This window comes from Hoeflea ulvae (genome assembly GCF_026619435.1).
In the GTDB taxonomy this organism is placed as follows: Bacteria; Pseudomonadota; Alphaproteobacteria; order Rhizobiales; family Rhizobiaceae; genus Hoeflea; species Hoeflea ulvae.
The window spans coordinates 3,280,084-3,295,181 of the sequence record NZ_JAOVZQ010000001.1 but is presented as its reverse complement, the minus strand read 5'-3'; the positions used below and the strand labels follow the sequence as shown (position 1 = coordinate 3,295,181).

The following is a 15,098-nucleotide window of genomic DNA, read 5'->3' as shown; positions in this document are numbered from 1 at the left end:
CTGGCGTGGGCCAGCATGGTGTAGACCTTGCCGGTGTCGGAGGTCAGATAGGTCTGGGTCATCATGTTGTCGCGATCATTGCGCGCGACATCGGAGAGCAGCTTTTCGAAATCGGCGATATAGCGGTCGACGGCTGCGCGGAATTCGGGCTCGCGTCCGTATTTGTCCTTGATCTCGTCAAAGGTCTGCTGACCCTTGAGCGTGTAGAGCCGGCGGGTGAAGACATCACGCTCGCCGCGCTGGTAACGCCGCCACAGCTCGACCGAGGCGTCATGGTCGATGGCGCGGGCAATGTCGACCGACAGCGAATTGAGCGATTCCACGACATGGCGCGGATTGCGCTCCTGCTTCTTCGGGGCGACGGGAGCCGGTGCAGCGCTCTGTTCCTCGCGGGATGCGGCGCGGAGCAGGTCGCTGACCCAGCCCTGGCTTTTGGCCGGTGCGGCCGATGCCGTATCGACGCTGCCGCGCAGGGAGCCCGCTGGGCGGGAACCTCGTTGCGGGGCGCCGGTGCTGCCTGGGCGGGAGCGGGCTGACGCTGCGGCGCGGCCTGCTGAACAGGCGCACGCGGTTCCGGACGTGGCGCCGGCTGGCTGACTTCGGCACGCTGGCTGGACTGACCGACGATCTGCGAGAGTTCCTGCAGCGCCTTGATCTGGTCGGCGACAGCACGGCGCATGGCGGCTGCGCTTTCGCGGGTTTCCTCGGGCAGGTCGAATGCGCCGCGCTTGAGCTCGCTCCTGGTGTCGTCGAGTTCGCGCTTGATGTCTGCGGCGGACTTGCGGATCTCGTCGGTGGCGCCGGAGAAGCGGGCAATTGCATCCTCAATGGCTTCACGCACGGTTTCGCGCATCAGGCCGGCTGCGGACTGGGCCCGGGTTTCGGAGCCGCGCATCAGCTTGTCGGCATCCTCCATCGCGCCGCGCATGTTTCCGGTCATCAGGCTGGCTGCGGACTGGGCGCGGGTTTCGGTTTCGCTCAGCAGCTTTTCGGTGTCTTCCACCGCGCCGCGCATGTTTCCGGCGATGATTCCGGCGGCGGCCTTGGCACGGGCTTCGGCTTCGCTCAACAGCTTGTCGGTGTCCTCGACCGCTTCGCGGACGCTCTCGCGCATCACCGCCGCAACCGAATGTGCCTTGCCTTCCGTGTCATCAAGCAGCCTGGTGGCGCTTTCGGCGGCATTGCGCAGCCCGCCTTCAAGGCGCACCGCGGCGCGCTTGGACAGTTCGTCGGCGCCGGAGAAGGCCTTGAGAACGATGTCCTCGAGCGAATGCATGGTGGTTTCGATCTGTTCGGAGCGATTGACCAGGCCGAGCGAGAGTTCCTGCAGCGCTTCACGGCGCTCTTCCAGCGTCGAGGCGAGATTGGACTGCGCCGCGCCGAGCAGATCCGATGCGGAAGCCAGCACGCGCGAGTGGTCGTCGAAGCGGCCGGCGATGGCGCCGACCTGGTTGAGCGTGCGGCTGGAAATGTCGGTGAGCCGTTCGACCTTGCCGTCGAGGAGCCGGGCGGAGCCGGAGAGCAGTTCCGCCGCCTTTTCGGTCGAGGAGGAAATCTCGCCCGACGTCTCGCTCAGCTGTGCGTTGGCCGCGCCCAGGGTGGCGGCAGCCTTTTCGACAACTGCCGAGATGTCCGCATTGCTGGCGCCCAGACGCTCAAGCAAGGTGCCGACATTGCCGCTGAGGCTCTGGTTGACATTCTCGATGGCCGAGAGCGTTTCGCTGGTCCTGTTGGTGATGGCGTTGATCAGCGCCGCGTTTTCGGCGCGGAGGCGATCGGTCGAGGTCTGCGTGACCTCGGTCAGCCGGGTGGCGAATTCCTCGCCGCTGGCCGCATAGCGGTCAACCAGCGGACGGGCCTGTTCGTCGATGACACGGGACAGCTCGGCGGAGCGGCTGGCCAGCATCGAATTGAGTTCGCGGGTGCGCTCGTCCAGGGTGGAGTGAACCGCCGTGGCGCGGGTGTCCATGGCCTGTTCGGCTTCCACCATCTGCTTGATGATGGCGGCCGCCTTCTGCTCGAGCGTCTCGCCAAGCGAGCCGGTGCGGGCAATGAGCTTGTCTCCCGATGTCGTCAGGCGGGCATCGACGGCGCCGGCCGTGTCGTCAAGGGCGGTGACCAGGTCGCTTGCGGTCTTGGATATCCGGCTCGAAATCGCGCCGGTTTCGGATTCCAGCCGCGAGGTGAGTGCCGTGGCCTGGGCGGCAAAGCGGGCTTCGGTCGAATCCAGCGTGGTGGCAATGGTGTTTGCCTGGTTTTCGACGGTGTGGCCGACGCGCTCGACCAGATCGCTGATGCGGTTGGCCTCGGTGCCGATATTGGCGGCGCCGCTGGAAAGTCGCTCGGCTATGTTGTCGGCGTGGGCGGCCAGGTTGGCGGTGCGCTGTTCGACATGTTCGTCGATGGTCCGCGCGAACTGGCGGGCCTGTTCATCCATGTTGCTGGCAAACCCAGAGCCGATCGATCCCAGCGCTTCGCCGGCCTTGAGCGCGCCTTCGTCCAGTTCGACGGCGGCGTTGGCGACGGCATCGCGCAATTTGGCGGCGAGGCCGGTGGCCTTGCCTTCGATCGTCTTGGAGACCGATTCCAGCCCGATGCCGATCATGTTGTTCATGGTCGTCAGGCGTTCCTCGATCCGGTCATTGCCCTTGACGAAGCTGGCGTCGATCCGATCCGAGGCGGAAGTGGTCAGTTCGGCAAAGCGCTGGCCTTCGCTGTCGAGCGTGGCGGAAAGCTGCTGGGTCGCATCGGTGAGCCCGGACCTGATGGCCGCGGCGCGCTCGGCAAGGCGTCCGTCGAGCGCATCGGCAGCCTGGTTGACCGTCGATCCGAAGATTGCGGCGCTTTCGCCAAGCTTGCGGTCCAGCGACTCGGCGCTCTCGGACAGCGTGCCGAACAGGGCGGCAGAGCGCTCGTTCATGCTGGTGTCGATCCGCTCCGCGCCGGCGGCGAGCGCGAATTCCAGATCGGTGACCTTGCCGGCGATGCCGGACACGATTTCGTTGGTCCGCTCCGACAGGCTTTCGTCGAGGCGTTCGGCGCCGGTTGCAAGGGCCGCTTCCAGGTTGCTGGCACGCTTGGACAGGGTTTCGTCGATCCGGTTGGCGGCATTCGAGGTCGAGCTTTCGAGCCGGCCCATGCCTGCTTCCAGCGTGGACTCCAGCGCCTCGGCCCGCTGGGCGAGGGTGGTTTCGATCCGGGCTGCAGCATTGTTGGAGGAGGATTCCATCCGGGCCGTCCCGGTGCCAATGGCCGTTTCCAGCGCCTCGGCCCGTTCGGTCAGGGTGGTCTCTATCCGCGATGCGGCGTTTGCGGTGGAGGATTCCATCCGGTCGGCGCCGGAGCCGAGCGCATTTTCAAGTGCCTCGGCGCGTTCGGTCAGGGTGGACTCGATGCGTGCGGTGACATTGGCGGCGGACGATTCCATCCGGCGCGCGCCGGAGTTCATGGTCGTCTCCAGCGCCTGGGCGCGTTCTGACAGTGTTGTCTCGATCCGCGAGGCGGCATCTGCTGTGGACGATTCCACCCGCTCGGCGCCCGAGCTCAGCGCCGTCTCCAGCGCCTCGGTGCGCTTGGCCAGGGTGGCGGCAATATGCGAAGCGGCGGTGGCGGTGGAGGATTCCATCCGCTGTGCGCCGGCGCCAAGGGCGTTTTCCAGTGCCTCGGCGCGTTCGGCCAGGCTGGTTTCCATGCGGCTGGTGGCGGTCGCAGCGGAGGTCTCCATGCGTTCGACACCAGAGCCCAGCGCCGATTCCAGCGCTTCGGCGCGTTTTGCCAGGGTGTTTTCGATATGGGAGGCGGCGGTGACGGTGGAGGATTCCAGCCGCTGCGCGCCGGCGCCCATGGCCGATTCGAGTGTCTCTGCGCGTTCGGCCAGGCTTGTCTCGATGCGGTTGGCGGCGGTTTCGGTGGTGGTTTCCAGCCGTTCGACACCGGATCCGAGCGCGGTTTCCAGTGCCTGGGCGCGCTGGGTCAAGGTGCTTTCGATCCGGGATGCGGCGGTAGAGGTGGAGTTTTCCAGACGCTGGACGCCGGTGCCCAGCGAGGATTCCAGGGCCTGGGCGCGATCGGAAAGTGTTGCGCCAATGCGTTCGAGGCTGGCGGCGAGAATGCCGTCCATCGCATTGGTACCGCCATTGAGGGTCTCGTTGATGCGCGACAGGCTGTCTGACAGCTTGCCGTCGAGGCTGCCCGCGCGGCTGTCGAAGGCGGAGGTGAATTCACCAACCCGCTCGTCAAAGGCGGCGGTCAGGCGGCTGATCGAGGATTCCAGTTTCTCCTCGAAGAAGCCGGAGCGCAGATCGAGATCCATGATTGCATCATCGGCGCTGCTCTTGAGCGACTGGCGGAACGATGCGCCCTTTTCATCGAGCGACGAATTGAGCATCGCCAGGGTCTGTTCGAGACCCGAGGTGATCGCCTGCTGTCCGACGCCGAGACTGTCGGAGATTTCGCGGGTGCGGGCAATCAGCGTTTCATTGAGCTGGCTGGCGCGTTCACCCAGCGCGGCATTGAGTTTTTCGGTGTTGGCGTCGAGCGTGGACGCGCGGGTCTCGAATTCGGACAACAGCGCCTTGCCGCGCTGGTTGAGCTGGACATTGAGCATTTCCAGCCTTGTGTCGAACTCGTCGGTCAGTTCGCTGCCGGAGGTCTTGAGCGCGGTCACCAGGGCATCGGCGCGGCCATCGAGCAGGTCTTCCAGATGGCGGCTGGTTTCGATGGTGCGTTCCTGCAGGCTTGCGGCCCGGGTTTCCATCAGCTGTGCAAATGCCTCGCCGGAAGTCGAGATGCGTGCCGAAATCTCTTCGCTGGCCGTGGTCAGCTCGTCCTTGAGCTGTTCATGGGCGCCGGAGATCGAGGCGCGGATGCGTTCGGCATGGTTGACGATGGCATCGCGTTCCGAGCCCAGCTCCTGCACCAGGCCGCGGACCCGCATTTCATTGTCCGAATAGCTGCGTTCCAGGGCGTTGACTTCGGAATGGACCAGGGTTTCGAGTTCAGAGGCGCGGGCGATGGTGCGTTCGATGCCCTCGTTCATGGCCGAGACTTCGCGGCGCACGGCCTGGCCGACGGTCAGGATGCGGTCGCCGGCGACATTTTCGGGTTCGGCGAGGCGGAGCGCCACTTCGGCCATTGAGCGGGCGGCGGAGCGCATTTCGCGTGCGCGCGCCATCATGATCGAGAAGGCGAAGAAGACCAGCACGGGTACCAGGATCGCTACGAGGAAACCGATGGCGGCGGGCATCGCCAGAATATCGGAGGCCGAGCGGATCTGCCAGATGTCAGGGCCGTAGAGCAGATTTGCCAGGCCAAGGACGCCGACGGTCCAGAGCACAGAAATGACGGTGGCATTGCGGACGGCGCTGCGGCTGGAACGGATTTCAAGTGCGCGCAGGAGACCGGCGGTGGTCTTGCGGCCGTCATCATTGGCGGGCGCCAGCGGGCCGACAGGCGTGAATGTGGGCGGTGGGGTGCGCTGCGGGGAGGGCTTGTCCTGTTGCTCGGACTGCGGCGCAGACAGGTTCGCGGTCTCGGGCTTCTGACCGGCGCTCTTGAGCTCCCGGGCAGCGCTGGAGACCTTGTCTTCCAGTTCCTCGAGCGAGATGTCGTCAAGCATGTCCAGACCGTCATCGGCCAGATCAATATTCAGGGCGTCTTCAAGCGCCTCGAATGTCTGCTCGTCTATGCTTTTGTCCGCTGGTGTCTTACTCATACTACTCAAGCCTCGTTGCCCGAAAGAGGGATTGTTCGTGCGATCCGCCAGTGCTGCACGCCCAAATGCTGAGGGTGCCGGTTCCACGCGAACGAGCGGAGAATCCGGCCAACGCCCGTTTCCGGACCCTCAAACCTCCAATTTAGTGGCACACACGGCGGAATTTAACAAACAAAAGCGATGGGATGGCCCCGGCGTCCACCGGTTTTTGGTGCACTTCTGTGTCAGAAAGAGGCGTAAACGCCAATCATTCGCCACATTTACCGGCCGTTAACCATGCCGGCAGTTTTTCCCGTCCGGGCCACGCAGGTGTTTACGGAATGGAGAGGCCGCCACCATCACACTCACCTCCACCGTTGTTGACATAAAGGATATCCGCCATGGCGGCGCTCAGTATTGCATTCGAAGCCCCGGAACTCAGCTACCAGCCCCGACCCTCGGGCGGGCGGCCGGTCGATCTGGTGCACCTGGCACGGCAGACCGGCGGCGACAAGTCGCTGGAGACCGAAGTGCTGGCGCTGTTTGCAAAGCAGGCGCGCGAGGCCGTGGCCCAGATGGCAACACTGGACGATGCGGCGCGCTCCGAACTGGCACACCGGCTCGCAGGAGCCGCCAAGGCAATCGGCGCCTTTGATGTGGCGCGTCGTGCAGCCGAGGTCGAAACCGGACCGGGCAATGCGGCCGCCGTGTCGGCCTTTGCCGGGTCGGTGATCGACGCCGACAGTTTCATCGTCGGCCTGATGCGCTAAGACGGCGGTCTGAGACGCCACCGCGTCAATGCGCGGTGGATGCGGCGATTTCTGCAGAAAAATCGCCGTTTTGGAAAACCATGCCGCGCAACGCGGTCGCAGCGAGGTTTTCATTCTTGCCTCATGCGGTCCAGCGTGTATGAAAGCCTCACTTCCACAAGTGAATACGCCAGAGGCTGTCATGACCAAAATTACCCTAGTCGCCTATGACGGAACGCGTTTTGACGTTGATGCCGAAAACGGCTCGACGGTCATGGAGAACGCAATCCGCAATTCCGTTCCCGGAATCGAAGCAGAATGCGGCGGCGCCTGCGCATGCGCGACCTGCCATGTCTATGTCGACGAGCAATGGGTTGAAACGGTCGGGGCGCCGGCGCCAATGGAAGAGGACATGCTCGATTTCGCTTTCGACGTGCGTCCGACCTCACGGCTTTCCTGCCAGATCAAGGTTCGCAAGGAACTGGACGGTCTGGTGGTGCATGTGCCCGAGCGGCAGGCCTGATTTTCCTCTTTTTCCCGGATAGTGCTGATGTCTACCCCGATTGAAACCGATGTCGTGATCGTGGGCGCCGGGCCGGTTGGCCTGTTTGCCGTGTTTGAGCTTGGTCTCTATGATCTGAAATGCCACCTGATTGATATTCTCGACCGTCCGGGTGGACAATGCGCGGAACTGTATCCGGAAAAGCCGATCTACGACATTCCGGCCTGGCCGGAAATTTCCGGGCAGGCTCTTGTGGACCGCCTGATGGAGCAGATCGCACCGTTTTCGCCGGAATTCCATTTCAACCGCATGGTTTCGGGGTTCCGCAAGCTCGACAATGGCCGTTTCGAAGTCGAGACCGACGAGGGCGAACTGCTGCATTGCCACGCGGTGGTGATCGCGGCCGGCGGCGGGTCGTTCCAGCCCAAGCGGCCGCCGGTGCCCGGCATCGAGGCCTATGAGGGCAAGAGCGTGTTCTATTCCGTGCGGCGCATGGAGGAATTCCGCGACAAGGACCTGCTCATCGTCGGTGGCGGCGATTCCGCGCTCGACTGGACCCTCAATCTCCAGCCGGTGGCTAAATCGGTGACGCTGGTGCATCGCCGTCCGGATTTCCGCGCTGCACCCGACAGCGTCAACAAGATGTTCGCCATGAAGGAAGAGGGCAAGATCGACTTCCAGGTCGGCCAGGTCACCGGCCTGAAGGGCGAGGACGGCCAGTTGACCGCGGCGACGCTGAAGAGCCCCGACGGCGAGATCGAGGTGGCCTGCAATCGCATGCTGCCGTTCTTCGGCCTGACCATGAAGCTCGGGCCGATTGCCGATTGGGGCCTCAATCAGCACGAGAACCTGATTTCGGTCGACACCGAAAAATTCGAGACGAGCATTCCCGGCGTGTTCGCCATCGGCGACATCAACTGGTATCCGGGCAAGCTCAAGCTGATCCTGTCTGGCTTCCATGAAGCCGCCCTGATGACGCAGGCGGTCAAGCGGCTGGCCCATCCAGACCAGAAGCTTGTGTTCCAGTACACAACCTCCTCGACCAGCCTGCAGAAGAAGCTCGGCGTTCAGTAGGCCCCTATTGCGGACAAAAAAAGCCTCGCATTCCCCTGGTGGGGAAGCGAGGCAAATGGGCGCATTGGTTATCAGACTCGATGGGGGAGGACCATCAAGAGGCTTCCTTGCGCCGGGAGAACTCGAATCATTTGATTAAAAGACCTCTTGACTGCAATATGACCTAGTTGCGGCGCTTCGAATATTGTCAGGAGTGCCCGGTGGGAATTTGGGGTGCCAAATTTACACTCGCATCACTTGAGAATACTGTGGTTGTGAAAATGTTGTTGTTCCTGTGGGTGTTTTGATCCCAGCAACGGAAAAAGACAGCACAAAATCAGCATCAGGCGTCAACCCGGTTGTTTCCAGATGGCATCGCAGGTTCTCAAGGGACGTTGGCTTCGCACGTGTCCCGGCGGAGAATCAGCCGCCCTTGTGACGCTTTTCCGCCTTGAAGCGCAGCATCCTGAGCATGCGCCGTTCGAAGCTTGCCGCCTCGACACGGTCGAAGCGGGCCTGATCGGCGGCGTGCTTTTCGATGATCGACTTGGTGGTGGCGTCGACCCGGGCCTTCATCTTCTCGCAGGTCTTTTGCGGCCGTAGCGCTTCAAGTGCCTTTTCCATCTTGCGGGCATGTTGCCGCGCGATCTCGGCGTGGCGTTCCTCGTGGCGCTTGATGTCGGAGGACAGCGTGTCCCAGATCAGTCTCGTGTCCTTGTCGGCCGAGGCGCGGTTCTTCCAGCGCGGCAGGGTCAGGTGGGTCTCGAGCTTGACCTCGGTCCCGATCACCCGGCATCTGCCGTCGAGCTTTTCATATTTCACCGAACCGCCAAGCTTGATCCGGGTGGCGCCGGGATGCCGGGTGCCTGTCTGCTCGAGCATCGGGCCGCGCAGGGTCAGCTCGCGTTCAAGCTCGGCACCGGTGCGGCCGCTGATGTTGAAATAGGAATAGGTCTTGCTGATCACCGGGTCGGCGACGCCGGGATACGGGAACAGGGACAATGACAGCGCCATGATGCCGATGCGAGTGAGGCGCATGAATAACTCCGGTCGAGGACAATGCTGCGGAACTTGCGCCAAGCCGCCAGGTCATGCAACAGCAAGCCGGAGTCAAATTGCCACAGGCATGAGGAAAACCTTTCGATGCAGCTGCCTCCCGACAATGCCTTTGAACCCAGACTGCTCAAGCTCGCGCGCAATGGCGTGATCGAGCTGGGTCCGCGCGCGAAAGTGATGGGCATTGTCAATGTCACGCCGGATTCGTTTTCCGACGGCGGGCTGCACGCCGAGGCCGACGCGGCCGTGGCTGCGGCGCTGGCGATGGTTGCGGCCGGCGCGGACATTGTCGACATCGGCGGGGAATCAACCCGGCCAGGCGCCGAGCCGGTTTCGGCCCTGGACGAGCAGCGCCGGATCATGCCGGTGATCGAGGCCCTGTGCCACCGGGGAGGGATGCTCGTCTCGGTCGATACCTGGCGGGCGGAAACGGCGCGGCTGGCGCTCGCTGCCGGCGCGCATCTGATCAATGATGTCTGGGGGCTGCAGCGCGAGCCGGAGATTGCGCAGGTCGCCGCAGATGCCGGTGCGGCGGTGGCGATCATGCATACCGGGCGCGAGCGCGCCTGCCTGCCGGATCTGGTCGATGACCAGTTCGCCTGGTTCGCCGGCTCGCTGGAGATTGCCCGCAAGGCCGGGATCAGTGATGAGCAGATCCTGCTTGATCCGGGCTTCGGTTTTGCCAAGGACGCCGATGACAATATCGAGTTGATGGCCCGGTTTGCCGAGCTGCACCGGCTGGGATTGCCGCTGCTGGCGGGGACCTCGCGGAAACGCTTCATCGGCGGCCTGACCGGGCGGGAGGCAGCGGGGCGCGACGTTGGGACGACCGCCACAAGCGTGATCTTGCGGTTGGCCGGAGCGGCGATGTTTCGGGTGCACAATGTGGCTTTCAACATGGACGGCCTTGCGGTTGCCGACGCTTTGGTTCAAAGCAGCCGCGAAAAGGAGCCCGGTCATGGCTGAGTGTTACACCATCCGTCTCGCTAATTGCGCGTTCTTCGCCCGCCATGGCGTGCATGACGAGGAGGAATTCCTCGGCCAGCGCTTCTTTGTCGATGCCGAGCTTGAAGTGGACCAGAACGACGCCCTGGAAACGGATTCGATCGAGGGCACGGTTCATTACGGTGTGGCGTTCAAGGTGATCGAGGAGATCGTGACCGGCAAGCGCCGCTATCTGATCGAGGCGCTGGCGCTCGACATCGCCAAGGCGCTGACTTCCCGGTTTTCACAGATCCGGCTGGCGCGCATCACGGTGCGCAAGCCCAGTGCGGCGGTGCCGGGCATTCTCGATCATGTCGAAGTGACGGTTGAACACCGTGCCTGAGGCCAGGACGGTCATTGCGGCGATCGGGCTGGGCGGCAATATCGGCAATCCGCGCCGGACCATGGCGCGGGCGCTGAAGCTGCTCGACGCGCATGGTGACATCAAGCTGCGCACTGTTTCCCGTCTTTACCGGACTCCGCCACTGGGGCAAGACCGACCAGGAATGGTTTCACAATGCCTGCGCGCTGGTGGAGACCCGGCTCGATCCGCATGAACTGCTGAAAGTGTGTCTCGAGATAGAGCTGCAGCTTGGCCGGGTTCGCACCGATCGCTGGGGACCGCGCACGATTGACCTCGACGTGCTGCTGCATGGGGATTTTCTGTCCGATCACGCCGACCTGACGGTGCCGCATCCGCGCATGACCGAACGCGCCTTCGTGATGGTGCCGCTGGCCGACATCGCGCCGCGGGCGATCGTCAACCTGCAGAGCATCGATGACTGGTCAAGCCTGGTGGATTCCGAAGGCATCGAGGCGCTGAGCCAGGCCGGTGACTGGTGGCAGGGCGAAGAATAAGCCGATTGCCATGGCCCCAGGTCGCGCTGACCAGAGTCAGCCGCCGCTGGCGAGCTTCTGAGCACCGCGCTTGAGGGTCATGCCGATGACCGGAACCATCTGCTTGCCGACCTTGACCGAAATCGTCACATTCATCGTCTCGGCATCGTTGAGGCTGGCGATCATGGCGCCGTTCAATGTCTTGCGGTTGATGCCCATGACGGCGCGGTTGCCCGAAACCTTGCCGGAGACAATGTCGAGACCGTCGCCTGCCGAACCGTCGAGGAAGCGGCCGGTGTAGCTCTTGCCCTTGCGGGTGATCACTGCGGACATCTTCTGATTGAAGACGCCGACGCGGCAGGAGCCATCCAGCGTGATGCCGGCCGAGGTCAGATTGTTCGGATCGCCGGTCAGGTTGCAGACAAATTTCGTGCCCTTGTATTTCCCGGCGACAATCTCGCCCGGGCCCTTCCAGACGCCGGCGACGGATTCGAAGAAGACCGAGTCCTTGTCACGCGCCACCGAGGGTGATGCGCAGACCGCAGCGGTGACCGCAAGGCAAAGCGAGAGAATGCGAAATTTCGAGGACATGGGGCACACCTGTGCGGCTGGAAATGAAGCCTCAAAATGACTTCGAATGGTTAATGGAGAGTAATCGGCGCCGCGATTTCCGCAAGTCCTATTTCAGGATTTGCCCCCGGCTGCGGTTTTCGGGTCGCCATCCCTGGCCGCCGCAGCGGCGATGACGGACATAAAGTCGCCGATGCCGGGGCGTTTGAGCGTCTTAAACGGCATCGGGCGGCACAGATCCATGGCGGAGATGCCGATTCGCGCCGTCATCAGGCCATTGATGACGCCTTCGCCCAGCCGCGCCGACAGCTTGGCGGCGATGCCGTGACCGACCACCTGCTGGATCAGGCTGTCGCCGGCGGCGATGGCGCCGGTGACGGCGAGATGGGCAATGACATCGCGAAACAGCCGGATCATGCCCAGCGTGCCGGGGCGCCCGCCATAGAGTTCGGCCATCGCGCGGGTCAGCCGGATCGCCTCATAGCCGACATAGGCAAGGTCGACGAAGGCGCGCGGGCTGATCGCGGTCACCACGGAGACACGGCGGGCGGCGTTGACAATCAGTTGCCGGGCCTGGCGGTCGAGCGGCGTCATCAGTTCGCGCTCGGCAAAGGCCAGATAATGCGGCCCGTCGATGATTTCATCGTCTAGGCTCTTGAGGTTCTTGCGGCCCCGCGCGGTCAGCGGATTGGCGGCGACCAGGGCGGTGACCTCGCCGGCAAGGGCGCGGGCTTCCACGGCGGTGGCGGATCCGGTCTTGGCGGCAATGGATTGGCGCAGGCTCGCGACCTTGGTCAGGCGGCGGATGCCGGTGAATTCCCTGATCGCCAGCGCCAGCAGCGCGACGACGGCGATCGCGGCGGCGACCGAGGCTGCCCAGCCGAGCCAGGGCAGGCGCTCGAACAGGCTGCGGATCAGCGTGTCGGTCCAGACCCCGATCGCCAGGGCGGCAAGAAAGCCGAGGCTGGCGGTCAGCAGTTTTCCGGCAGTGAACCGTCGCGGCCGCGGCGATGCCGGCGGTGGCGTCAGCGCGTCGAGATTGTCGGGCGGCGGCATGAACGGGTCGTCCTCGGACATCGTCACTGCCACGGTGACCGGGATCGCCGCGGGCTTGCGCGGTTTGTCGGTCGTCCTGGCTCCGGCGTCCGGCGCGGCTTTCCTGCGCGGCGGGTCATCGACGGTAAAGGCGCGCGGCTTGCGCACCGGCTCGGAAGCATCGTGGTCGGTCATGCCAGCCGGTCTCCCATGAGATATTCGAGCGCCCGGTCGAGCCGGATATGCGGCAGCGACAGCTTGACGCCGGTATCGCTCTCCTCGATCAGCGGCGGGCGGAAGCGGACGATGTTGATCTCCGGCACTATCGGCTGAGAGTGTGAATCAACGGCTTCGAAGAATGAATCCGGATTCCGTGGCAAGTCACCGGGAAATATGGCTGTTTTGCGGTTGCCGTCGAACAGCTCGCCGCCGATGCGCTCGCCCTTGAGCGGGGTGCCGACGATCACCGGGAGTTCCTCGCCGTCCTGGCGCACTGTGGCTTCGCGGGTGGCCCGTACCGCGGCGAGCGCCAGCACCTCGATATTGGCGCCATTGACGCCGATAGTGGCGACTGCGCGGTCAACGATGCGGCGGGCGATCGCTTCGAGACGGTCATGGCTTTCATGGTGCAGGTGATCGGCCTTGGTTGCGGCGATCAGCACCTTGTCGATCCGGCGCGAGACCAGATTGGTGAGCAGGTTGCCGCTGCCGGGGCGAAAGCAGGAGAGCACGTCCGACAGCGCGCGCTCGAGATCCATTACAGCCTCCTGGCCGGCATTCATCGCCTGCATGGCGTCGATCAAGACGATTTGACGGTCCAGCCGGGCGACATGCTCGCGGAAGAACGGCTTGACCACCACCGATTTGTAGCTCTCGTAGCGGCGCTCCATCATCGCCATCAGCGAGCCCTTGGGGGCGGAGGTGTCGGGCAGGTTGGGCAGCGGGGCAAAGGTCAGCGCCGGCGATCCGTCGAGATCTCCGGGCATCAGGAAGCGTCCCGGGGGCAGGGTGGAGAGCGCGCGCTCCTCCTGCTTGCAGGCCCGCAGGTAATCGGTGAAGAGCCGCGCCAGTTCGCGCGCATCGGCCTCGTCGGCCTGTTTGAGCGGATCGATGGACTGCGCCTTTTCGAGCCAGGGTGCAGCGAGGTCCGTGCGCACAGGCGAGCGGGCGAGCGATGTGGCGTTGAGCGAGAATTCGGAGAAGTCCTGGCCGAGCAGCGGCAGGTCGAGCAGCCATTCGCCGGGATAGTCGACAATGTCGAGACAGAGCTTGCCGCCGGAGAAGAAGCGGTTCCAGCCGCTGGCCGATTCATATTCGATGGTCAGGCGCAGCTCGGAAATGGCGCGGGTCGAATCCGGCCAGAGCCGGTCGCTGATCATCCGCGCCACATGGTCCTCATATTGAAACCGCGGCACCGCGTCGTCCGGTTGCGGCTCGAGGAAGGCGCGGGCAAGCCGGCCGGAATGGGCGGCCTGAAACATCGGCAGGCGGCCGCCATGGAGCAAATTGTGCACCAGCGCAGTGATGAACACGGTCTTGCCCGCCCGCGACAGCCCGGTGACGCCCAGCCGCAAGGTCGGCTGGATCAGATTGGCGGCGCGATCGGTCAGGGTGTCAAACGCGATCAGCGCTTCGTCGGTCAGAGTGGTGATGGAATTTGACACATTGATCCTGCTTTGAATGGCTCATGCAGATATAGGTGAGACGAGGCTGCTTTGGTAGGACCCCGTCTTGCGGCATCAGACGGGTCGGCCGCACAGGACGCGGTTTGCAAGGTGCTCAAGAGCATCGGCGAGCGCCGGATCAGGCGTCGACCGGCGACAGCAGGCCGACGAAACGGGCGGTGCCATTGACGGCGCCTTCGCCCTTTTCCGGGCAGTCCAGGATCAGCAGGCCGGCGGTGGGAAAGCCCATGCCAAGCGCTTCTTCATAGGCCGACGCATCATGCTCGAACAGTGCATGGGCGGTCTCCTCGACCATCGGGTTGTGGCCGATGATCATGATCGACTGGACGGCGTCGTCATGCACGGAGCCGATGGCATCGAGATAGGCCTTGTAGCCCGACGCATAGAGCGCGTCGCTGTGCACGATGCGCGGGCGGGACGTGTCACGCTCCAGCAGGATGGCGAGAGTCTCGATGCAGCGACGGGCATTCGAGCAGAAGATCAGATCCGGGTCGAAACCGTTGACGGTGAGGGTGGCGGCAAGCCGGGCTGCCTCCTCGCGTCCGCGATCATCCAGCGGCCGGTCAAAATCACGGGTGCCCGGCATCGCCCAGACTGCGTGGGCATGGCGGACAATGAAGACGCGCAGGGCGGTTGGCGGAGTCTGGCTCATTGGGTGAGTTTAAGCATTTGTGCGGATGCTACAATTCGCCGAAAGCCCAAAGTGCAGTGCAGCATGAAAACAGATGTGCGCATGGAACGCCTTTCGCGGGGACCGGGAGGCAATGAGATGGGCATTGCGTGGCGGGATTGCCAATCTTGAGGACGCAAATAACGCGTCTTTTTCAATTCCCTGCATGGTTTTTGACAGATGGATGAAATTGCGTTGATCGGGAAATTTACAGCTTGTACGGATGCAAGCCTCTGGTTATACAGCCCCCGAATGTCTTAGCCGG

Annotated in this window: 11 protein-coding genes and 1 pseudogene; 6 read left to right on the top strand and 6 right to left on the bottom strand. The window is 63.7% G+C overall.

Annotated features, from left to right (window positions below):
• Positions 1–61 precede the first annotated feature (61 nt).
• Positions 62–5,713, bottom strand: a complete 5,652-nt coding sequence (locus OEG82_RS15630) for an apolipoprotein A-IV repeat region-like domain-containing protein (RefSeq protein WP_267613319.1) — start codon at positions 5,711–5,713, stop codon at positions 62–64.
• Between the two features lie 380 nt (positions 5,714–6,093).
• Between OEG82_RS15630 and OEG82_RS15625 the strand changes: the two genes are divergently transcribed.
• The 3 genes from OEG82_RS15625 to OEG82_RS15615 all read left to right on the top strand — a co-directional run bounded on the left by OEG82_RS15625 (position 6,094) and on the right by OEG82_RS15615 (position 8,017).
• Positions 6,094–6,462: an Hpt domain-containing protein gene (locus tag OEG82_RS15625; RefSeq protein ID WP_267613318.1), complete on the top strand. Its 369-nt coding sequence runs from the start codon at positions 6,094–6,096 to the stop codon at positions 6,460–6,462.
• A 181-nt stretch (positions 6,463–6,643) separates the two neighbouring features.
• Positions 6,644–6,964, top strand: coding sequence for a 2Fe-2S iron-sulfur cluster-binding protein (locus OEG82_RS15620; protein ID WP_267613317.1), 321 nt, complete (start codon positions 6,644–6,646; stop codon positions 6,962–6,964).
• 27 nt (positions 6,965–6,991) lie between these two features.
• Complete coding sequence (locus tag OEG82_RS15615) at positions 6,992–8,017, top strand: NAD(P)/FAD-dependent oxidoreductase (RefSeq protein ID WP_267613316.1); 1,026 nt, start codon at positions 6,992–6,994, stop codon at positions 8,015–8,017.
• A gap of 402 nt (positions 8,018–8,419) precedes the next feature.
• On the opposite strand, the gene OEG82_RS15610 is transcribed toward OEG82_RS15615, so the two are convergent.
• Complete coding sequence (locus OEG82_RS15610; protein ID WP_267613315.1) at positions 8,420–9,034, bottom strand: DUF922 domain-containing Zn-dependent protease; 615 nt, start codon at positions 9,032–9,034, stop codon at positions 8,420–8,422.
• A 105-nt stretch (positions 9,035–9,139) separates the two neighbouring features.
• Between OEG82_RS15610 and folP the strand changes: the two genes are divergently transcribed.
• The 3 genes and pseudogenes from folP to folK all read left to right on the top strand — a co-directional run bounded on the left by folP (position 9,140) and on the right by folK (position 10,894).
• The gene (gene folP, locus OEG82_RS15605; protein WP_267613314.1) at positions 9,140–10,018 is read left to right on the top strand and encodes a dihydropteroate synthase; all 879 of its coding nucleotides are present in this window, start codon (positions 9,140–9,142) and stop codon (positions 10,016–10,018) included.
• Complete coding sequence (folB, locus tag OEG82_RS15600; protein ID WP_267613313.1) at positions 10,011–10,379, top strand: dihydroneopterin aldolase; 369 nt, start codon at positions 10,011–10,013, stop codon at positions 10,377–10,379. Before folP ends, folB begins: the two co-directional genes overlap by 8 nt.
• Positions 10,372–10,894 (top strand): annotated as a pseudogene (folK, locus tag OEG82_RS15595) (2-amino-4-hydroxy-6-hydroxymethyldihydropteridine diphosphokinase). Before folB ends, folK begins: the two are co-directional and overlap by 8 nt.
• Before the next feature lie 36 nt (positions 10,895–10,930).
• On the opposite strand, the gene OEG82_RS15590 reads toward folK, so the two are convergent.
• From OEG82_RS15590 to OEG82_RS15575, 4 genes are all read right to left on the bottom strand, one after another.
• On the bottom strand, positions 10,931–11,464 hold the full coding sequence (locus OEG82_RS15590) for a hypothetical protein (protein WP_267613311.1): 534 nt from the start codon (positions 11,462–11,464) through the stop codon (positions 10,931–10,933).
• 93 nt (positions 11,465–11,557) lie between these two features.
• Positions 11,558–12,673: a YcjF family protein gene (locus tag OEG82_RS15585; RefSeq protein ID WP_267613310.1), complete on the bottom strand. Its 1,116-nt coding sequence runs from the start codon at positions 12,671–12,673 to the stop codon at positions 11,558–11,560.
• Positions 12,670–14,142 carry a YcjX family GTP-binding protein gene (locus tag OEG82_RS15580; RefSeq protein WP_267613309.1) on the bottom strand — a complete coding sequence of 491 codons (1,473 nt, stop codon included), beginning with the start codon at positions 14,140–14,142 and terminating at the stop codon, positions 12,670–12,672. The genes OEG82_RS15585 and OEG82_RS15580 overlap by 4 nt, the downstream gene beginning before the upstream one ends.
• Before the next feature lie 139 nt (positions 14,143–14,281).
• Entirely contained in the window at positions 14,282–14,815 is a 534-nt protein-coding gene (locus OEG82_RS15575) for a SixA phosphatase family protein (protein WP_267613308.1), read from the bottom strand.
• Positions 14,816–15,098: the final 283 nt, after the last annotated feature.